This window comes from Martelella sp. FOR1707 (genome assembly GCF_053484265.1).
The window spans coordinates 827770-847256 of sequence record NZ_JBAKFP010000001.1 but is presented as its reverse complement, the minus strand read 5'-3'; the positions used below and the strand labels follow the sequence as shown (position 1 = coordinate 847256).

At 61.5% G+C, this 19487-nt stretch carries 17 protein-coding genes and 1 pseudogene; 4 read left to right on the top strand and 14 right to left on the bottom strand.

Annotated features, from left to right (window positions below):
• The first annotated feature begins 8 nt into the window (after positions 1 to 8).
• The 3 genes from urtE to V6765_RS03765 all read left to right on the top strand — a co-directional run bounded on the left by urtE (position 9) and on the right by V6765_RS03765 (position 2627).
• Positions 9 to 698, top strand: a complete 690-nt coding sequence (urtE, locus tag V6765_RS03775) for an urea ABC transporter ATP-binding subunit UrtE (RefSeq protein WP_448426550.1) — start codon at positions 9 to 11, stop codon at positions 696 to 698.
• Positions 699 to 736: 38 nt separating this feature from the next.
• Positions 737 to 1966 carry a formamidase gene (gene fmdA, locus V6765_RS03770; RefSeq protein ID WP_448426548.1) on the top strand — a complete coding sequence of 410 codons (1230 nt, stop codon included), beginning with the start codon at positions 737 to 739 and terminating at the stop codon, positions 1964 to 1966.
• Positions 1967 to 2291: 325 nt separating this feature from the next.
• Positions 2292 to 2627, top strand: a complete 336-nt coding sequence (locus V6765_RS03765; protein ID WP_448426630.1) for an FmdB family zinc ribbon protein — start codon at positions 2292 to 2294, stop codon at positions 2625 to 2627.
• A gap of 248 nt (positions 2628 to 2875) precedes the next feature.
• On the opposite strand, the gene V6765_RS03760 is transcribed toward V6765_RS03765, so the two are convergent.
• The 13 genes from V6765_RS03760 to V6765_RS03700 form a co-directional block, all read right to left on the bottom strand.
• Complete coding sequence (locus V6765_RS03760) at positions 2876 to 4333, bottom strand: sulfatase-like hydrolase/transferase (RefSeq protein WP_448426546.1); 1458 nt, start codon at positions 4331 to 4333, stop codon at positions 2876 to 2878.
• A gap of 34 nt (positions 4334 to 4367) precedes the next feature.
• Positions 4368 to 5993: an ABC transporter ATP-binding protein gene (locus tag V6765_RS03755; RefSeq protein WP_448426545.1), complete on the bottom strand. Its 1626-nt coding sequence runs from the start codon at positions 5991 to 5993 to the stop codon at positions 4368 to 4370.
• 56 nt (positions 5994 to 6049) lie between these two features.
• Positions 6050 to 6868 (bottom strand): ABC transporter permease, encoded by an 819-nt coding sequence (locus V6765_RS03750; protein ID WP_448426543.1) that lies wholly within the window; start codon positions 6866 to 6868, stop codon positions 6050 to 6052.
• Positions 6869 to 6876: 8 nt separating this feature from the next.
• Positions 6877 to 7833 carry an ABC transporter permease gene (locus tag V6765_RS03745; protein WP_448426541.1) on the bottom strand — a complete coding sequence of 319 codons (957 nt, stop codon included), beginning with the start codon at positions 7831 to 7833 and terminating at the stop codon, positions 6877 to 6879.
• Between the two features lie 59 nt (positions 7834 to 7892).
• Positions 7893 to 9446 carry an ABC transporter substrate-binding protein gene (locus V6765_RS03740; RefSeq protein WP_448426540.1) on the bottom strand — a complete coding sequence of 518 codons (1554 nt, stop codon included), beginning with the start codon at positions 9444 to 9446 and terminating at the stop codon, positions 7893 to 7895.
• Positions 9447 to 9586: 140 nt separating this feature from the next.
• Positions 9587 to 10327 carry a class II aldolase/adducin family protein gene (locus tag V6765_RS03735; RefSeq protein WP_448426539.1) on the bottom strand — a complete coding sequence of 247 codons (741 nt, stop codon included), beginning with the start codon at positions 10325 to 10327 and terminating at the stop codon, positions 9587 to 9589.
• A gap of 428 nt (positions 10328 to 10755) precedes the next feature.
• Positions 10756 to 12000 (bottom strand): NAD(P)/FAD-dependent oxidoreductase, encoded by a 1245-nt coding sequence (locus V6765_RS03730; protein WP_448426537.1) that lies wholly within the window; start codon positions 11998 to 12000, stop codon positions 10756 to 10758.
• Between the two features lie 295 nt (positions 12001 to 12295).
• Positions 12296 to 13183, bottom strand: a complete 888-nt coding sequence (locus V6765_RS03725) for an MBL fold metallo-hydrolase (RefSeq protein WP_448426535.1) — start codon at positions 13181 to 13183, stop codon at positions 12296 to 12298.
• Positions 13180 to 14775: a tripartite tricarboxylate transporter permease gene (locus V6765_RS03720; RefSeq protein WP_448426533.1), complete on the bottom strand. Its 1596-nt coding sequence runs from the start codon at positions 14773 to 14775 to the stop codon at positions 13180 to 13182. Before V6765_RS03720 ends, V6765_RS03725 begins: the two co-directional genes overlap by 4 nt.
• A gap of 3 nt (positions 14776 to 14778) precedes the next feature.
• Complete coding sequence (locus tag V6765_RS03715) at positions 14779 to 15318, bottom strand: hypothetical protein (RefSeq protein WP_448426531.1); 540 nt, start codon at positions 15316 to 15318, stop codon at positions 14779 to 14781.
• A gap of 37 nt (positions 15319 to 15355) precedes the next feature.
• A complete protein-coding gene (locus V6765_RS03710) occupies positions 15356 to 16309 on the bottom strand; it encodes a tripartite tricarboxylate transporter substrate binding protein (protein ID WP_448426530.1) in 954 nt (317 codons plus the stop codon).
• A 30-nt stretch (positions 16310 to 16339) separates the two neighbouring features.
• Positions 16340 to 17125 carry a GntR family transcriptional regulator gene (locus tag V6765_RS03705; RefSeq protein WP_448426528.1) on the bottom strand — a complete coding sequence of 262 codons (786 nt, stop codon included), beginning with the start codon at positions 17123 to 17125 and terminating at the stop codon, positions 16340 to 16342.
• Positions 17126 to 17367: 242 nt separating this feature from the next.
• Positions 17368 to 18783: a carotenoid oxygenase family protein gene (locus V6765_RS03700; protein WP_448426527.1), complete on the bottom strand. Its 1416-nt coding sequence runs from the start codon at positions 18781 to 18783 to the stop codon at positions 17368 to 17370.
• Positions 18784 to 18986: 203 nt separating this feature from the next.
• On the opposite strand from V6765_RS03700, the pseudogene V6765_RS03695 reads away from it, so the two are divergent.
• A pseudogene (locus V6765_RS03695) lies at positions 18987 to 19124 on the top strand (leucine zipper domain-containing protein); the annotation flags it as partial.
• Between the two features lie 25 nt (positions 19125 to 19149).
• On the opposite strand, the gene V6765_RS03690 reads toward V6765_RS03695, so the two are convergent.
• Positions 19150 to 19419, bottom strand: coding sequence for a sulfatase/phosphatase domain-containing protein (locus V6765_RS03690; RefSeq protein ID WP_448426525.1), 270 nt, complete (start codon positions 19417 to 19419; stop codon positions 19150 to 19152).
• Between the last annotated feature and the right edge of the window lie 68 nt (positions 19420 to 19487).

Here is a 19487-nt window from a genome sequence, read left to right as displayed (position 1 = left end):
GCACCACAATGCTAGCAATCGAGAACCTGCATGTCGGCTACGGCCAGAGCGAAGTCATCCACGGCATGAATTTCGCGCTCCAGCCCGGCGAAATCGTCGCCATCATGGGCCGCAATGGCATGGGCAAGACCACGCTGATGAAATCGCTGATGGGGGTGGTGCCCTCGTCTTCGGGCGTGATCCGCATCGGCGAGAAGCCGGTGGAGAAGATGGAAAGCTATCAGCGGGTCGCCGCCGGTCTCGCCTACGTGCCACAGGGGCGGATGATCTTCTCGTCGATGACGGTGAAGGAAAACATCGAGACCGGGCTGACCGTGACCGATGAACGCACCGTGCCCGACCATATCTACGAGCTCTTTCCGGTGCTGCTTGAAATGAAGGGCCGGCGCGGCGGCAATCTTTCCGGCGGCCAGCAGCAGCAGCTCGCGATTGCCCGCGCGCTCGCCTCCAAGCCCAAGGTGTTGCTGCTCGACGAGCCAACCGAAGGCATCCAGCCCTCGATCATCAAGGAAATGGCCCGCACGCTCTGCCGCATCCGCGATGAGATGGGCCTCTCCATTCTCGTATCCGAACAGGTGCTGAGCTTCGCCCTCGACATGGCCGACCGCGTGCTCGTCATCGAGAAGGGCGAGATCGTCCACGAAAGCCCGCGCGCAGGCATCGATGAAGCCCGCGTTGCCGGCTTCCTTTCCGTCTGACCCCAACCACTGCCCAAAACATCGAAGGAGTAGCGAACATGACCGATACGCTGATCAAGGTCGATCTCAGCCAATCGCCCCACACCAACGAGCAGATCCACAATCGCTGGCATCCCGATATTCCGATGGCGTGCTGGGTCGAACCCGGCGACGACTTCAAGGTCGAGACCTATGACTGGACCGGCGGCCAGATCAAGAACGACGACGATGCCGCCGACGTGCGCGACGTCGAACTGGAACAGGTCCACTATCTCTCCGGCCCGATCGGCGTCAAAGGCGCTGAGCCCGGCGATCTTCTGGTGGTCGATATTCTCGATATCGGCACCAAGGAAGACATGCTCTGGGGCTTCAACGGCTTCTTCTCCAAGCAGAATGGCGGCGGCTTCCTGACCGAGCATTTCCCCGAAGCGCAGAAGTCGATCTGGGATTTCGAGGGCATGTTCACCAAGTCGCGCCACGTGCCGGGCGTGCGTTATGCCGGACTTATCCATCCGGGCCTCATCGGCTGCCTGCCGGACCGCCCGATGCTGGACATGTGGAATTCCCGCGAAAAGGCGCTGAAGGATACCGACCCGAACCGCGTGCCCGCACTTTGCGAACTGCCGAACACCAAGTCCGCCCATATGGGCAAGCTCAAGGGCGAGGAACGCGACAAGGCGGCAGCCGAGGGCGCGCGCACCGTGCCGCCGCGCGAACATGGCGGCAATTGCGACATCAAGGATCTGTCGCGCGGCTCCAAAATCTACTTCCCCGTTTATGTCGACGGCGCCGGCCTTTCCATGGGCGACCTGCACTTCAGCCAGGGCGATGGCGAGATCACCTTCTGCGGCGCCATCGAAATGGCCGGCTGGCTGCATATCAAGGTCAACCTGATCAAGGGCGGCATGGCGAAATACGGCATCAAGAACCCGATCTTCAAGCCGTCGCCGATCGTGCCGAAATATGACGACTACCTGATTTTCGAGGGCATTTCGGTCGATGAAAGCGGCAAGCAGCATTATCTCGACGTCAATGTCGCCTACCGCCAAGCCTGCCTCAACGCGATCGAATACATGACCAAGTTCGGCTTCAGCCGCGCCCAGGCTTATGCGATCCTCGGAACCGCGCCGGTCCAGGGCCATATCTCCGGCGTCGTCGATATTCCAAACTCCTGCGCCACGCTCTGGCTGCCGCTCGACATCTTCGAATTCGACATGTCGCCGGGCTCCGACGGACCGAAGAAGTTCCTCGATGGCTCGATCGACGTGCCGCTCGCGCCGGATCTCTGATGGGAGGACGGGGGCGGCCACACTGGCTGCCCCCGGTTGTTTTGTCCGTCTGTCATTCGCACGGAAGACGCTGACGGCTGAACAAAAGCGTCGAAGCTTGCACCCAATACTCTCTCCCGCTTGCGGGAGAGATGCCCCGAAAGGGGCAGTGAGGGTGAAGCAGCCTGTCAAGTTGCGAGGGCGTCCGCGGGGATGGACTCCCCCCTCATTGTCGCTGTCGCGACATCTCTCTCCTCCGGGGCGAGAAGATTTGGAGGCTGTGCGGCAAGACCTTCGTCTTCGCAGGATTGCCATGTGGCCTAAACAAAAGCTCAAGGACCAGAAAATGCCGAACTACGATTACAATTGCCCCGATTGCGGGTCCTTCACCGAAACCCGGCCGATGGCGCTTTCGGGTGAGCCCTGCGCCTGCCCGGAATGCGGAACGGCATCGCCGAGGGCCTTCTTCACCACGCCATTCTTTGCGATGATGGACGGCGCAACCCGCGCAGCACTCGCCACCAACGAGCGCTCGGCCAATGCGCCCAAGACCTCGAAATCGCTCGGCCACGGCCCGGGCTGCGGATGCTGCGGGAGCGGCAAGAAGAACGCCAAGACCGTCTACCGGGCAGACGGCTCCAAGTCTTTCCCCTCCACCAGACCATGGATGATCGGACACTGAGCCGACGTCAGACTGAAGACCCTGATGCATCTGTTCGACTTTTCCCGGGACGTCCGCGCACTTGAGCTCCGGGCGGGGTCTGGGTCGGCGCGTTTGGACTGACACTCCGATCTCCTCAGCAGGCACCATCGCCACATAGAGGCCGAGGCCGATCGTCGAACCTGCCTTCTTGAAGAAAATCGCACTGTAGGCAATTAAACCTAGGCGCCGTGCGCGGCGAAACCGGTTCCGATGTTCAGACCAAGGCGCTACGGGCCGTCAGGTGCCGCATCCCCCGGCGGCGGGGTGGCCGTGGCAGAGCCGATCGCGAGCGCGGCTTCGCGCCCGCCATAACCGGCGACAAGCGCGCTTTGATCGGCAAAGGCCTGGGCATCGACCTTTGCCGGGTCGCAAATGCCGCGAAGTGCCTTGTACATGGCCGCCAGCTCACAACCGAAACGAGGGTTCTCCGCCAGATTGTCCGTTTCCTCAGGATCTATATCGAGATTGAAGAGCTCCGGCTTGAAGCCATGATAATGGATCAACTTCCAAGGCCCCTTGCGCACCATGAAGCAGCCCGAGACCGCGCCGACGGCGTGATATTCGCTGAACACGACGCGCTCGGCATCGTCCTTCTCGGCAGCGATCTCATATAGTGAACGCCCGGGGCGGTCGCCCTCCAGACGCGCGCCGAAATGATCGAGGATGGTCTCGGAGACATCGACGAGACTGACCGGCGTCGCGCACACCTTCGCCTCGCCTTGCGGCGGCGCGAGCAAGATCGGCACGGTCACGGATTCCTCGTACATATTCCCCTTGCCCCATAACCCCCGGGCACCGACATTGTCGCCGTGATCGGAGGTGTAGATCACCGTCGTGTTCTCGGAAAACCCGTTGGCTTCGAGCGCCGTTACGATCTTGCCGACATTATCATCGAGCCAGCTGCACAGCGCATAATAGACGCGGCGTGCAAGCTGTCTTTCGCCCTCGTCGCGCATGGCCTCATCCCCGCCGAAGCAGGCAGCCTGCCGGGCCACCCAGGGGTGTTGAACATAGCCGTCGCGCGGATGGAGCTTGATCGGCGGCAACGCGCCTTCCGGATAGAGGTCGAGGAATGCCTGCGGCACGATCAGCGGGAAATGCGGGGCGACGAGCCCGACATAGAGGCACCAGGGGGCTGTTTCGCCAAGCGCGGCTGTTTCGCTCAGCCACGTTTCGGTGCGCTCCACCACAGATGCGTCATAGCGGGTATAGGGACTGTCGCCGGGTCCGATATAGTCGCCGAGCATGCGCTCGTCCTTGACGATACGCTCGTCCTCGCGCCGGATTGATCCCCAGACCATGCCATGTCCGCCGGCGACATGCATGGGAATGTGCTCGACATCAAACCCGGCCAGATCCTCGCTCGAACGGTAATGCAGCTTGCCGATGGACTCGACCCTGACCCCGATCTCCTGAAGCGCATGCCCCCAGCCGCGCGGCGTCCCGGTATAGGGCATGGCGTTGTCCCAGAGGCGGTTCTGATGCACGTATTGACCCGAGGCGAAGGAGGCCCGCGCCGGCACGCAGATGGGGCAAGGCGTATAGGCATGGGAAAAGCGCACTCCGCGTTTGGCGAGCGCGTCCAGATTGGGCGTGTGAACGGTGACATCCGATTGAACGACGCCCAGAGCGGCCGAGGTGTGCTCGTCCGACATGATGATCAGCAGATTACTGGCCTGTCCCATGCTGGTTTCCTCCTTTTTGTTTTTGGTCGTCTGTTCAAGGGTGATGGGCCGCGTGAAGCGCCATGTCGGGCCTGACGCGCGCGATCCAGTCGGGATCGAGCTCCGGCGTCGCATCAACGAGCGATCTGGTATAGGGCTCGCTCGGAGCATCGAGCACCTCATGAACCGGCCCCTTGTTCATGATCCGGCCGTGCCGCATGACGACGACAGTGTCGGCAATCTCGCGCACGGTGGCCACGTCATGGGTGATGAAGATGATTCCAAGCCCCAGTTCCTGCTTCAGCTTCTTGATCGTGCGCAGCACCTCGGCCGCCACAAGCTGATCGAGCGCCGACGTCACCTCGTCGCAAATCAGCAGCTCGGGTCCCGCAGCAAGCGCGCGGGCGATCGCGACGCGTTGTTTTTCGCCGCCCGAAAGCTGATCGGGATAACGGCTGGCATAGGCCGCCGGCAATTCGAGTGTGGCCAGCAGGTCCGCCACCCGTTCGGCCCGGGCCTTGCCCTTCAGGCCATGAAAGAACTGCAGCGGACGCCCGATGATCTTGCCGACCGTATGCGCCCGGTTCAACGCGAGATCGGGAAGTTGATGCACGAGTTGAATCCGGCGCAGCGTTTCCTTGTCGCGCGTGTCGAGATGCGGCAGGAGCTCCTGCCGGTCGAACACCATGGTGCTGAGCGTCGGCGGCAACAGGCCGCAGATCGACCGCGCCAGGGTTGATTTCCCCGAACCGCTTTCACCGACGATCGCCACGGTCTCGCGCCTGCGCACATGAAGGGTGATATCGTCCAGCACCTTCACGTCGCCGCCGTAGCTCGCGCTCAGGCCGTCAATGCTGAGAAGCGGGCGCTCGTTCATGTCGGGGCCCGGCCCCTCGACGCCGCCGCTTGCGAAACCGCGCAGCAATTGCTGCGTATAGGCCATTTTCGGCGCGGCCAGGATCTCGCGCGTCGGCGCGGTTTCGACCACGTTGCCATGGCGCATGACCATGATTCGGTCCACGATCTGCGCGACCAGCGCCAGATCATGGGTGATATAGAGGCCGGCAGTATCAGTGCGGGCGAGCGCGCGTTTGATGCAGGCCAGAACATCGAGCTGCGTCGTCACGTCAAGCGCCGTTGTCGGCTCGTCGAAAATCAGCAGGTCGGGGTCTGTGGCCATCGCCATGGCAATCATCGCCCGCTGCAACTGACCGCCCGACAACTGGTGCGGATAGCGTCGGCCAATCCTGTCCGGGTCCGGCAGGCCGAGTTCGCCGTAAAGCCGCGCTGCCTTGCGGTCGATGTCGGACCGGCGTTCGTTCGACTTCAGGCGCAACACTTCGGCAAACTGGTCGCCGATGGTGTGGGCCGGGTTGAAGTAGCTCGCGGCCGACTGCGCGACATAGGCGACTTTCATGCCGCGCATCTTTTCCAGGGTCGCAATCGAGGCGGACGTCATCTCGACGCCGTCGACAAGGACAGTCCCGCCGGAAAACCGCCCGCCCGGCCGCACGTAACCGAGTGCGGCCATGCCGATGGTGGACTTGCCAGCCCCGCTCTCACCGATCACGCCCAGCATCTCGCCACGCTCGAGCTCCAGCGACACGCCATGCAGGATTTCCGTCCAGACATTGTCCTTTTCGACTTCGATGCGAAGGTTTTCAATTTTGAGAAGCGGCATCGTGTCCATTCATGTCACCCGCGGTCGAAGTGTGAGGTCATCAAGCGTCATCGCAATCACCGTTTCTGCCGCGCTACAAATTCGACGGAAAAATTCGTGGCGATCGCCAGAGCCGAAATGACGAGGGCGGGAAAGAACGGCGCCAGCACGCCGAAACTGATGGCAGCCGCATTCTCGCGGACCATCGAGCCGAGATCGGGCGCCGGCGGCTGAATCCCCAGCCCGAGGAAGCTCAAGGCGGCGATGAACAGGAAAATATAGCAGAAGCGCAGGCCAAACTCGGTGATCAGCGGCATGCGCACATTCGGCAAGATCTCGTGGATCATAAGCCACGGCAGGCGCTCGCCGCGCAACCGGGCGGTTTCGAAATACTCCATCGCCGTGACGTTCATCGCAACGAGGCGCGCGAGACGGTAGACCCGCGCTCCGTCCACCACGGCAATGATCGCGATCAGGATGCCGATCGAGGGACCGACCGCCGCAATCACCAGGAGCGTTGCGATCAGGGTCGGGATCGCGATGATCAGGTCGACGACGCGCGACAGGATCATATCGACCTTGCCGCGGGCGATCGCGGCCAGGAAGCCGAAGGAAATGCCCAGCGCAAACGCCGCCGCCGCCGCAGAAAGCGCGATGATCATCGTGTTTCTGGTCCCGTAGAGCAGGCGCGAGAGCAGATCGCGGCCGAGTTGGTCGGTGCCCAGAAGGTTGCCGGTATGCTCGGAGGTCTGCTGCCAGAAGGCGCCGGTCCACATTGAACCGACGATATCGTTGGGAGGGAATGGAGCAACAAACTCGGCGGCCAGGGAGGCAAGCAGCAAGAGCCCGACCATGACGAAGAAAACCCATCCGACAAGTCTGAAAATGGTGGCCATGATCTCTTTCACCTCGGAAAGCGCAAGCGCGGATTGAAGGCGATCGCCACCACATCGGCGACGGTATTCAGGAACAGGTAGAGCCCGGCGAAGATCAGCCCTCCCGCCTGCACGATCGGCAGGTCGCGCTGGGTCACGCTGTCGATGAGAAGCTGGCCGAGACCCGGATAGACGAAAATCACCTCGACCACGACCACGCCGACGATCAGATAGGCGAGGTTCACCACGATCACGTTGATGATGGGGGCAATCGCGTTGGGCAGCGCATGCCGCAGGATGCGAACCCTGAGCGGCACGCCCTTGAGTTCCGCCATCGCCATATAGGGCTGATCGAGCACGTCGATGATCGCGGCCCTGATCATGCGCATCATATGCGCGACGACCGCGAAGGCCAGCGTGATCGACGGCAGGACCAGGACCCACACGTCCTCAAGGAAGGTGCTGCCGTAACCGAATGTCGAAATGGGCAGGAAAATCGGCCAATGCAGCGCAAACAGGGCCACCAGCGTATAGGCGACGAAGAACTCCGGCATCGAAATGGCGCCGAGCGTCACAAGGCTCGCGATCCGGTCGAAGGCCTTCCCGTGGCGAAGGGCCGCACCGATCCCGAGAAAAAGCGCAATCGGCACGGAAATGAGCGCCGCCATGCCCGCAAGGGCGAGCGTATTCATGAGACGAAAGGAAATGACCTTGGTCACCGGCTCCTGCGTGGTGATGGAGGTTCCGAGGTCGCCCTGAAACACGCCCCAGACCCAGTTGCCGAAGCGGATGACAGAGGGCTGGTCCATGCCCATCTTGACCCGGAAAGCCTCAAGCGCTTCCGTGGAGGCCGAGTTGCCGAGGACGGCCCGCGCGACGTCGCCGGGGAGAAGGTCGACGGCAAAGAAGATCACTGCGGAGATAATCGCCAGCATGAGAATGCCGGCGATGAAGCGCACGAGGATGGTTCTGGCGAGGACGGACAAGATTTATGCTTTCCTATTCGGGCCAACGCGGGCGAACCCGCGTTGACAATTGCCCTGTCTCAGGCGAACCACCAGCGCTCGGGAGCCCGGAAACCGTCCAGATCCCAATTGTTGCCGACCTCGCCATGGGCGACCTTGTCGCTCGTCGCGTCCACGAAGTTGGCGAAGGCGAAGATGTTGGCAGTGCCGCGGGCGTAGATGATCTCCTGCATGTCGTAATACATCTGGCGGCGCTTGGCCTCGTCCACCTCCTTGCGCGCGGCAACGACGAGCTGGTCGAGCTGCTCGTCCCTCATGCCGGTCTCGTTCCAGCCGGCATTCGCCGCGCTAGTGGTGTAGGCGCCGCCGATCATCAGGTCTTCGGTCGGCCGCCCCGACCAGCGCGATGCGCACAGCGGCACCTTGGTCCAGACCTTGTCCCAGTAGCCGTCGTCCGGCACGCGCTTGACGGTGATGTCGATCCCCGCCGGGGCAGCATGCTGCTTATAGAGGACCGCCGCATCGACCGCGCCGGAGAACGGCACTTCCGAGACCTCGAGATCGACCGCGAAACTGTCGAGGCCGGCCTTCTTGAGCAGCGACTTCGCCTTGTCCGGGTCGTATTCGCGCTGCGGCAGATCCGGGTTGAAATAGGTATAGGCCGATGAAATCGGCTGATCGTTGCCCACGGTTCCGTAACCGTTGAGAATCCGCTTGACCATGTCGTCGCGGTTGATCGCGTATTGCATGGCCTTGGCGAGGTCCGGGTTGTCGAACGGCGCCATGGTTTGCATCATCGGAAAGACGTAGTGGGCCTTGGAGGGCAGGGACAGGATTTGGATGCGCGGATTGCGCTTGAGCAGTTCCACGGTTTTCAGGTTGACCTGATTATAGGCGTCGATCTGTCCGCCCATCAGGGCCGAGGTCCGCGCGGAAGGATCTGCGATGGCGATGAGTTCGACACTGTCGAAATGTCCGCGACCTTCCTTCCAGTAGTTCCCGTTCTTGGAAAAGCTTGCCGACACGCCGGGCTGCCAGCGCTCCATCTTGTAGGGTCCGGTGCCATTGCCATCCAGCGGATCGACCGTGCCGTCAGCCAGGATGACGGCGGCCGGGACGGTGAGAATGGCCGGGAGGTTGACGTTGCCCTGCTTGAGCTTGATCGTGACCTCCAGCGGACCGGTGGCGGTGATGCTTTCGACATCTTTCAGGAATGGCTTGATCGCCGAGGTGGAGCCTTCGGCAATGTGCCGCCCGAGCGTGTAGACCACGTCGTCTGCGGTGAAGGCCTTGCCATTGTGGAAGGTGACGCCATCGCGCAGCGTGAACACCCAGGTCTGCGCATCCGCGGAGCTTTCCCAGGATGTGGCAAGCTCCGGAATAAGCTTGCCGCCCGGCGCAACCTCTACGAGACAGTTGCGAACCAGATACTGGGAAATATTGAAGAACTTGGTGTCGTTGGAGGTTGTGTCCAGCGTGTCGGTGGTCTTGAAATCACCGATGCCGACGCGGAAATGGCCGCCGCTCTTGGGCTCGCTGGCGCGCCCAAGCTGAGGGTTGAGGACAAGAGCCGCGCCGGCGGCGCCGAGGCCGGCCAGGAAGCCGCGGCGGTCGAGAGAGCCGTTAAATACCAAAGTTATGTTCCCTTCTTTATCGGTTTTGATTGCCCTTTTGGGCTTTTTATTTTTCAGGCGCCCCACCATGGGACGTCCTCACGCAAGTCTTCGAAAGAAGACGTCTTCCAGGCTTTTATCTACATGCGATCGCCTTGCATTCAGTCCCTGTAGTCCGGGCATTCCGCGTCGAGGGTCCGTTTCATCTCCTCGAAATGCTGGATGCAAAAATCCGGAATCGACTCCCAGTCCTGTGCCGTCTGTTCGGCGGCCTCGGGCGAAAGAAGCTTGAGCGGGCGTCCCGTCGACATTGCCGCGATCACGATCTTGGACGCGCGATCGAATGTGTAGATATCGTCCCAGGCCTCGCCGATCGTCGGGGCAGTGACCATGACGCCGTGATTTCCCATCAGGAGACGGCTCTTGTTACCCATCAAGCCGGCGAGGCGCTGCCCCTCTTCCTCGGAATTGGCCATGCCGCCGTAATGCAGGTCGACGGCGATACGGTTGTAGTAGCGTGCTGAATTCTGGTCGATCGCCGGCATTTCCGGCGGATCGATGCTCGCAAGCGCCGTCGTCATGATCGGGTGCAGATGCATGATGACCCGGGCTGAGGGGCAGAGGCTGTGGACCTGGCCATGGATGACCCGGGCCGTGGTGTCGAGGTCATTGCGTTCGCGCGTCGCGTCCGGATCGTTCATGTCGACCAGGATGAGATCGGAGGCCTTGACGCGCGCGAAATGCACCCATTTCGGGTTGATCAGGAAACGCTTTCCGTCTGCGGACAACGCGATCGAATAATGGTTCGCGACGGCTTCATGCATGTCTGCGCGTGCGGTCATTCTCAACGCGGCCGCAAGATCGATCCTCGCCTGATTTTCGTCGACAACAGAGTGGTCCAAGACAATTTCCTTTTCGATCTTCGCTCTGCCGAACTGCGATATCGGCAAAACGCCAAAGACATGAACAGCGCCGGAAAATCCGGGCGTATCGCCAATCGTGCCGCCTGCCTTTTCCTTCAACAGTCGCCCATTGGCAGATGCAGAGGCCGAAATAGCATTTATCAAAAGTGAGATGTTGCGCTGCAAAAGGTAAATTACAAAAATCCAAGTCAGGACTTAGGCCCAAGCTAATGATACCGCGAGAAGCCAGATACACTCCGGCATGGTGCACTGCCGCGTGCGGTTAGGTCTCTCCTAACAACTATTATCGAAATCGCTCTTTTTGTTTGCCAGGCAGTCAATGTCCGTAAGCTGTTGACGACGCACAAGAATGGCCGAGCTCAGGGCGTTGTTGAAAGGGGACGGATTGAGAGCATGGCTCCTGTTGGTCAGGCGCTGATCTTTTGCGGCCGCTTCATCAGGGCGGCAAGCTGAAAGTCATGCCTGTTCAGTTCCTGCCAGGAAATCGGATCGGCAGAGGGCGTCAGTAGCTTGCGCGCGGCCATGTGTTCCCTGGCTGCGTTTGCGGTCTCGACGCAGACGAGCCGGTCCTCGTCAAAACGATAGACACGATACGCGCTCCCCTCCCCGCGTTTCACGACGTTTCTGCCGTTTTCTGGCGCAAGCCCGGCAATCTGCAGCTTCACGTCGAACTGGTCGCTCCAGAACCAGGGCGTGGCCTCATAGGCAAGCCGGTTTCCGGTCAGCCTCTTCGCGATGGTCTTGGCATGGTCGGTGGCCGCCTGCACGGATTCCAGCCTGATGCGCGCGCCCGTGAAAGGATCCGGAAACGCGGCGCAATCGCCCAGCGCGGAGATCGCCGGGTCGGAGGTCAGAAGAAAGCGATCGACGACGACGCCGTTTTCCGTTTCGAGGCCGGCCGCGGCGGCCAGTTCCTGGTTGGGCCGGACACCGGCAGCCAGCAGAATGAAGTCGCCTTCGAAAACCGCGCCGCCGGCGAGCCTCGCGCAGCAGGACTTTCCGCGCGGGTCGCCTATGACTTCGACGACGGGTTGGCCCAGTCTCAGCACGCTGCCACGCGTCGAATGGATTTCGTGAAAATGCTGCGACATCTCCGGGCTGACCGCGCGTTCCATCAAGCGGCCTGCCGCCTCGAGAACCACCACCTCGCAGCCTGCCGCGCGCGCAACCGCCGCAAACTCAAGCCCTATGAAGCCGCCACCGATGATGATGATGCGCTTGGCGGCGTCCAATGAACGGCCCAGAAGATCGGCGTCGGCCATGGTGCGCAGGCCGAAAACATGATCGTTTCCGATGCCTCTGACGGGCGGGACGGCGTTTCGTGTGCCGGTCGCCAGGATGAGATGGTCATAGCGGAGGACCTGACCCGACGCCGTGGTCACCGTGCGGGCGTGCCTGTCGATCCCGTCAACTCGAGTCCCGTCAATCACATCTATTTCGTTCTGTTCGTAGAAGCCAACAGGGCGAAGCCGCAACCGCTCCGGGTCGGCCCCTTTCAGATAGGCTTTTGACAGCGGCGGGCGTTGGTAGGGAAGTCCGGGCTCTTCGCCGATCATCGTGATACGGCCGCGATAGCCTTCCTGCCGAAGGCTTGCGGCAGCCTGAAAACCGCCCTGACCGGTACCGATGATGATGACGTGATCCAAAGCCATGTACTTTTCCCCTGTCGTTGTGCGCCAGTCGTGGCCGCGACCAGCTGCTGGCCCATTCACTTCGAAAGGGGCATGTCCCCGCGCCTTCGAAATCGGCCGCGAGGCCAGGTAAGACGACGTGCCTCAGAAGCGTTCGAGCATGCGCTCGAAGGGCGTTACCGATCGGGCTGACGCGCAAAAACCGTCGCCGATCCCCCTCGGCGTGCGGAAAACATAGAGGCAGTGATCGCCGGAATAAAAAATCAATTCCGATATTAATGGTTAGGCAGGACCTAATTTGCTCTGGTGGCAATCATCAGTCCGCTGTCGTCGGGCCCTCGATATCAAGCGGGATCTGCATCAGATCCTCTCCCAGGATGATGGTGCCACCGAAGATTTCGTGCATCTCCGCAACCATGCGTTCCTTGACGCCCGGCCGGTCCAGCATCGGCAGGAAGTGGGTGAGCACCAGCGTCTTGACGCCGGCGCGACGCGCCGTTTCGGCATTGTCGAGATGCGAGCCCGACATTTGCCGGTATTCCGGGGTGGCTTCCGTGCCCGACAGGAAATGGTTCATGTGAATGAGGATATCTGCTCCTTCGGCGAAAGCGATGAAGGGCTCGTAGACGCCGCCATTGTCGCCCGAATAGACGAGCGTGCCTTCGGCGGTTTCGATACGATAGCCGAGGCAGTTGAGATCCGGTTGAACATGGCGCACAGGTCCCGCCGTTACGGTCCAGCCATTGCCCTCGATACGCTCGCCCACAGCCACTTCGCGCAGATTTGGCTGAGGTCCGGGCCGGCCCCCCACCCCGCCCCGCGCCTGGTAGACCGCCTGGCTTGCCGGGCTGTTGATGCGGGCCGCGATATCGAGCGCGAACAGCCCGTTTGCTCCCATCACGCGGTCATTGATTTCGGCCAGGGGCGCGGGGCCGTAGACCTTCAGCTGCGGCAGGTCCGCCGCGCCATGGTCCCAGCGCGTCAGGAGCAGCCGCGGATAGTCCATCAGATGGTCGTAGTGATAATGGGTGAAGAAGAAATGCGTCACATCGGTCGCGCTGTAGCCGGCCTCCAGCAGGCGCTGATGAGCGCCGGGACCGTGATCGAAGACCAGCAGGTCGTTGCCGATCTCGACGGCATAGCCCGAGCTTTGACGCTTGATCGATGGCGCAGGCGTGCCGGTTCCAAGCAAGGTGATTTTCATTCTGTTCTGGCTCCGGAAGATTTCAGGAAGGAGGTAACGACGATCGCCACGGCGATGAGCAGGAACGCGCAGGCAAGCGGCGATTTGAGAAGAAACAGGGGATCGGCGCCGGAGGCGGAAAAGCCCCCGCGCAGCAATTGCTCCAGATTGGGCGACAGGATGAAGCCGATGATGAAGGGCAGGAGCGGAACATGCAGCCGCATCATCACATAGCCGATGACGCCGAAGACGAAGGCCGTAGCGACGGCGATGACGCCGCCATCCTGGGCGTAGGCCGCCGTCAGGGTCAACAGCACCACCGCCGGCGCGACCATGGCCGCGGGTATCCGGCTCAGCACGCCGAGAAACACCATGATCCGCCCGCCGACCAGCCAGTTCACGAGGTTTGCGATCGACATCAGGGTGAAGATCGAGAATGCGATAACCAGGGAGGCGTTCAGGATCGTGCCGTAGCCCGCGACCTCCTTGATTTCGGTGAAACGGAAAACCTGTGGGCCAAAGGTGAAGTCCCCCACGGAATCGACCGCCAGGATAATGAACACCGCGGCGAGGTTTCCGGGGATGCCGAGGCTCATCACAGGAATAAGATTTGCGCCCGACACCGCGGAGTTCGCGGCCTCGCAGGAGGCCAGCCCCCGCGGGTCGCCCTTGCCGAAATTTTCCTTGTTCTCTGCCCGCGCCCTGCTGGCTTCATAGGCAAGCGTGGCGGCAAGAGTTGTGCCGATGCCCGGCAGCGAACCTATTGCCGTGCCGATCGCGGCCGAACGCAGGATCACCCAGCGCAACAGCCTTTTGCCTGAGCGCGTCATGCGGGTGTGCTCACCCGTAACGGTTCGCTCGCCGGCCGGCCCGTCCGCGCGGCGGCGCCAGAGGCTCTCCAGCTGGGCGAAGGCTTCCGATAGGATCAACATGCCCATGATCGCCGCAGTCGCCGGAATGCCCGGTTTGAGTTCGGCAAGCCCCAGCGTCATCCGGGGACCGTAACCCGAAACGGAGGAACCGATCAGCGCCAGCAGCATGCCAAGAACGCCGGCCATCAGCCCCTTGAGCACGGCGCTGCCCGAAACCGCGGCCATGAAGGACAGCGAGAGGAGGATGATCGCCGCCTTTTCGGGCAGATCGAGCACCCGCTCGACCAGAACGGCGAGCGTCGGCGCCGCGACGAACAAAACCATGTCGGAGAACGTGTCGCCGCGAACGGAGGCGTAATGTGCCGTCTGCAGAGCCTCTCCAGCGCGGCCCTGTTGCGCCATGGGGTAGCCGTCACGCGTTGTCATCAGCGCATCGGGCGTGCCCGGCGTATTGAACAGCACAGCCGGCACGGCGCCGCCGAGCGTCGATCCCTTCATCACGCCAATCAGAAAGGCCAGAACCGGCAGGAGGGCATCATTGCCCGTGCCGAAGGAGGAAATAAGGACCGGCAGGGCGATGGCCATGGCGAAGGGGCCGTTGAGCCCCGGAACCGCGCCCACGACGATGCCGCCGATCAAGCCCGAAACGACCATGACGAGGGTCATCCAGGCGACAGCGCCATCGGGGGTGAAGAGCGCCGCGTGTATGCCGCGCAGAACGTAGTCGAGAACGAGTTCCATTGATCAATACTCGGCGTTGGGCGGCAGGAATGTGTCGGGCAGCGCAATGCCGAAAACGACCAGCAGAATGGCAACAAATCCCCCGACGAATAGTACGCCCCTGAGGCTCACGCGATGCTCGCTCAGAGCCACCATCGGCCAGATCAGCGCTGGCGCCGCGAGAACGAAGCCGAGAAATTTCCAGGGCGCGGTATCGCGCAGCAGGCGATAGGCGCGCCCGCCGTTCAAGGTCTCCGCGAGCCATGGCGCGAGCCCGTAGCAAAGCAGCCCCGAAAGCCCGAGCAGTGCGCAGAGCACAACGAGAAAGCGCAGGTTTTCAAACGAGAGCCCGACTGCGGACCTGTCGCCGGTCCGGCGCAGGCTGGCAAGCATCTGGATCGCGCCGAGCAAGCCAAGGATCGCCGCGAGGACAGTGGGATAGAAGGCATCACCGGGCTGTATGCGCCCGGTGAGCGTTTTCTGCATGAAGCTGCCTGCGATGTCGTACGGAAACCACACGGTGACCGCGACTATGGCGAGCGCCAAGCCAAACCCACCGATCATGAATTCCCATGGACGGTTCATCGTGCGCGCAGCCTGCTCAGTTGGCCTTGAACTTTGCCTGCAAGGCTTCGAAGGATTTGCGGTCCGCGCTCAGTTGGTCTTCAAGCGCGGCCCCCGAAACCACGACCGGCGCCGGCGGGTACTGCCGCTGGATGAACTGGGCGGTCTCAGACTGGGGATCGTCGAGAATTTCGGCGACCGCCTCTGTTATGGCCTTGCGGGCCTCCTCCGGCAGGGAGGCCGGCGCGGCGAGCACGAATTTGAAGCCGAAATTATAGTCCATGCCCAGATCCTTCAGGGTCGGCTGTTCCGGCGCCTGCGCCAGCGGCGCCCCCTCGGCGGAGGCGAGAATCTGCAACACGCCGGCTTCCACCAGCGCCTGCTGGGCGCCGCCGCCCCAGGCGACATTGGCATCCTGCGCGACCAGGGAATCCACGCCGGACCGGCCGCCCGACCCCATGACATTGTTGACCTGGATGCCGTAATGATCGGCGATGACGTCCGATGCAAGCTGGGTCAGCGGGTCGTAATTCGTCCAGACGATCCGTGTGCCGTTCTTGGCCGCGTCAACCATGTCCTGGAGCGAGGTCCAGCCGGAATCGGTGCGCGCCAGAACGCCGGTCTGCGAGGCCGCCGTCGTCGTCAGAAAGGTGAAGTCGTCGAGGCCGAAGCCGGCATTCGACTGGGTGGGAAAGGTAAAGGTCGTGTTGAGCGCAAGCCCCAGCGTCAGACCATCGGCCGGTTCGTCCTTCAACTGCGCGGCCATGACCGCGCCGCCCGCGCCCGGCACGTTCTGCGGAACGATGTCCCAGCCTTCGTTCTCGGAAAGCTCGCTCGCCAGCGCGCGCGCCTGCGTGTCGGTTCCCCCGCCGGCGCCAAAGCCGATGAGCAACCGGATCGGCCCCTCCGGTTGCCATTCATCTGCGAAGGCCGGCGCTGCGACTAGGCTCAGTCCGCACAGCAGGGCAAGTGATTTACAAAAAGATGGCATGTCGTTCTCCTTTGGAAGTCGGAAAGCGCATCAGATTCTTGCCGATCTGTTGGCGCCGAGATTGGTTTCTATGTCGAATTCGACCGGCCGGTGGTTGGCCGGAAGCTGGATGCGCTGAAATGTCACCGGAGAGCCGTCGGAACTGAAGGTCACGATGTCCCAGATCAGGCCCACCGTTTCCTCGTCGAGCATCAGGTGGCGGCAGGCCGCCCGTGAGAGCGGCGCCATATGGACGAACTGGCGGCTGCGCAGGATCGGCGCGCCGGTCTTTTCCTCGATCTGCCGGTGCAGCGAACTGCCGTTCAACTGCTCGGGAGGCATATCGAGCAGGTCCTCGGCGAAGGCCCGCGGCGCGAAGACTTCGGAATAGACCGGCGGCTCCATATCGATGCGCAGCAGGCGCTCGAAACGCACCGCCTGCTCGACGCCGAGAGGATCGCGCCATGGTCCCGGGCCGTCATCCGCGGTGATGCCCAGCATCCGCACCTGCGGGCGGATCAGTTCACCGGTCCTCGCATCGCGAAAGCGGAAAATGTAGATCACGTCGCTGGCCACCTGCGAGGCATCGACTACGGTCCCGCGCCGCGGCGCGCGCGAAACGAAACCCTCCGCCTCAAGCCGAACAAGCGCTTTCTGAACGGTGCCCAGGCTCACGCCGAGCTCGGCGGCCATGACATTATCAGGCGGGAACCGTGTGCCATTGGGCAGCGCATCAGCCGAAATGAGCTGAATGATCACATCCAGCAAACGCTGATATTTCGGCTTGCCGTCGCTGGCCGCGAAAGGCTCCAGTATGAGGGGAATGACATCTACCATGCCATCATTGGTAATAATATATATTATATCTGTCAATAAGTCGCATTATTTTGCGACCTAAAATTTGAGCGGTGCCGCGAGAATAGGCACCCAGCGCGAAATGAAATGTCCTGAAGATGAGCAAACCTGGCTGCCGGCTTTGATAGGCATCAACGTGGGAAATTGTCACTGCCGAGACATGGGATGCCGATGATCAGCTGCAAACAGGCGGCAGCCGCGAAACGAGACCCAACCCTCCAGCCTCAGGCCGGAATCCATGCTCCGTGGAGCCCTTGCGGCACGCGCTGCGGCAAGCGCAGGCGAAGGACCGGCCCATCCTCGATGCCTTTGGCGTCGAGCAGGACGAATTCACTGCTTTCGGTTTCAGGATCATAGAGATAGGTGGCGAGCCAGCCCGATATCTCGCTTTCGCCCCTGGGAATGAAAACCGCTTCGCCCGCAATACGATTGCCGAAATCATGGCTGGTCACGTCGCCGGTCTCGGTGTCGATCCTCAGAAGACAGTTGAATGTGCCGGAAGCGCCATTACCGCCCGTCAGCGCTTCCGTCAGCGTCGGCGCATAGACATAGCGCGACGCAAGGGCCGTGCGGCGATCATCAATACGAGGAAACTCCGCAACCTTGTCGAACCATGCCTGACCGCGTACGCGGCCGGAGGCGGTGTCGAGCACGAGCCGCCGCAGCGTCGGCGGCTTAGTGTTGCGCTTTCCATAGCCGACATAAAGCTTCTCATGCTGAACATAGTCGATCACGATGTCGCTGCCGCGCTCGAAACCATTGGCGAAGTGAAACACGAAGAAGGGTTCTGCCTCGAACCATTTCACGCTGCCGCCGTCGAGCGGCATCACCGCAATGCGTGTGCCGAGCTGCTCGCGCCATTGCAGGAAGGACTTGCCCTGCATCATCGCCTCCATATCGAACACAGCGGGTCCGATCAAAAGCACGATATGACGTTCGGTCAGCACAAAATCGTGGATCATGCTGGGCGCGGCCAGTGCGATATCAAAACTACGGCGAAGAATGCCATCCGGTCCGATATGGTGAATCCTCACCGTCGGGGAGATCAGATCGTAGCTGAGCGCGAACATATCGCCGGTGACCGGATGGACACGGTTATGGGCGCCAAGCGTAATAGGCTCGTCCGTGCCGGCGGTCCATGGGCCGAGTGTTTCCAGATTAGGCCCGATCTCCCACGCCGGTTCGACTTCGCCAAGCGCCAGAAGGTGATCGCCATGCTGCATCACGCCGATAAAGGCGGAGGCCTTGAAAGGGTTATCCGGATCGTCATGCGGGCCCAACAGACCAGGTTCGATCGGGCGCGGCGTCATGATCCCGCCGTAAACGCCATGCCCTGCCTTGTCTTCGATCTCGAAGCTGCGTGTGCGCACATAACGGTTTTGATAGCTTGCCCGCCCGCCCGAAAACCGGACCGCATGCAGCATGCCATCGCCCTCGAGCGGATAGTTGTATGACACAGGCTCGTAACGCGGATTGGGCCCGTTGCGTATGTAAGCGCCGGAAAGCTCTTCAGGTATCCGCCCCTCGATCACCTCCAGCGCGCTTGCGTCGATCTCCCGGCCGACCGGCGCGAAATTGCCGCTGAGATGAGGGTTGTCCGACTGCCATGCAATTGTCTCTTCAATACGATCGACAGGCATGCGCAACTCCCCTCCTTTTCGCGGTATAGCTCGTCGCGTCTCCGGTATTTTAGCAAGTCTGCGTGTTTCAAACGAATTTGACAAGATCGGACATGGGCGTCTTCATTCGGCGCAACACCGAGCCTCCTTATGCTGGCTGAGGAAGACGCGACCGCTGAGGCGTACGGGAAGTTGAGTATATCTGAGCCGATTCAAGGCTTCCCAAGACCGGCTACAAGATTTTCAACCGCTCCAAGGAAGAAAGTCTGGATGCTCTTTGCGATCGCTCGCGGCGTCCGGTGCGCTACGCCAACCAGTTGCCCGACCAGGTCGAACAGCTGATCGCCGAAACCAAGCGCGATTCACTCAGTTAAGCTGCCCGGGCATTTACCGCGGCGGGAAACCGATGGTTATGCGATCGCTTTCGATGCGCCAGTTTAAAATATCGGTGATCAGCTGGTCGCGGATGACACGATAGTCAGAATCGCCCCATAGGTTCATGGCTTCGCATGGGTCCTCGCCAAGGTCGAAAAGCTGACCATCGGGGCAATCGACGAAATGGACCAGTTTCCAGCGATCCTTGCGGATCATGATCATGAAGGCCGTCCCCTCCTTCGCACGATGGAATACTGAAACCAGGGAGGCAGCTTCGGTCATCGACGACCCTCTTGCACATATGTGCAATTTGTCTCTAATATTATTTTTATCTATCAAAATTTGATTTA

What these genes read in the sequence shown, in the direction of transcription:
- V6765_RS03700 (WP_448426527.1), bottom strand. Translation starts at nt 18,783, where the DNA reads ATGCCTGTCGATCGTATTGAAGAGACAATTGCATGGCAGTCGGACAAC.
- V6765_RS03755 (WP_448426545.1), bottom strand. Translation starts at nt 5,993, where the DNA reads ATGCCGCTTCTCAAAATTGAAAACCTTCGCATCGAAGTCGAAAAGGAC.
- V6765_RS03705 (WP_448426528.1), bottom strand. Translation starts at nt 17,125, where the DNA reads ATGGTAGATGTCATTCCCCTCATACTGGAGCCTTTCGCGGCCAGCGAC.
- V6765_RS03690 (WP_448426525.1), bottom strand. Translation starts at nt 19,419, where the DNA reads ATGACCGAAGCTGCCTCCCTGGTTTCAGTATTCCATCGTGCGAAGGAG.
- V6765_RS03725 (WP_448426535.1), bottom strand. Translation starts at nt 13,183, where the DNA reads ATGAAAATCACCTTGCTTGGAACCGGCACGCCTGCGCCATCGATCAAG.
- V6765_RS03765 (WP_448426630.1), top strand. Translation starts at nt 2,292, where the DNA reads ATGCCGAACTACGATTACAATTGCCCCGATTGCGGGTCCTTCACCGAA.
- V6765_RS03720 (WP_448426533.1), bottom strand. Translation starts at nt 14,775, where the DNA reads ATGGAACTCGTTCTCGACTACGTTCTGCGCGGCATACACGCGGCGCTC.
- V6765_RS03750 (WP_448426543.1), bottom strand. Translation starts at nt 6,868, where the DNA reads ATGGCCACCATTTTCAGACTTGTCGGATGGGTTTTCTTCGTCATGGTC.
- urtE (WP_448426550.1), top strand. Translation starts at nt 9, where the DNA reads ATGCTAGCAATCGAGAACCTGCATGTCGGCTACGGCCAGAGCGAAGTC.
- V6765_RS03715 (WP_448426531.1), bottom strand. Translation starts at nt 15,318, where the DNA reads ATGATCGGTGGGTTTGGCTTGGCGCTCGCCATAGTCGCGGTCACCGTG.
- V6765_RS03710 (WP_448426530.1), bottom strand. Translation starts at nt 16,309, where the DNA reads ATGCCATCTTTTTGTAAATCACTTGCCCTGCTGTGCGGACTGAGCCTA.
- fmdA (WP_448426548.1), top strand. Translation starts at nt 737, where the DNA reads ATGACCGATACGCTGATCAAGGTCGATCTCAGCCAATCGCCCCACACC.
- V6765_RS03730 (WP_448426537.1), bottom strand. Translation starts at nt 12,000, where the DNA reads ATGGCTTTGGATCACGTCATCATCATCGGTACCGGTCAGGGCGGTTTT.
- V6765_RS03760 (WP_448426546.1), bottom strand. Translation starts at nt 4,333, where the DNA reads ATGGGACAGGCCAGTAATCTGCTGATCATCATGTCGGACGAGCACACC.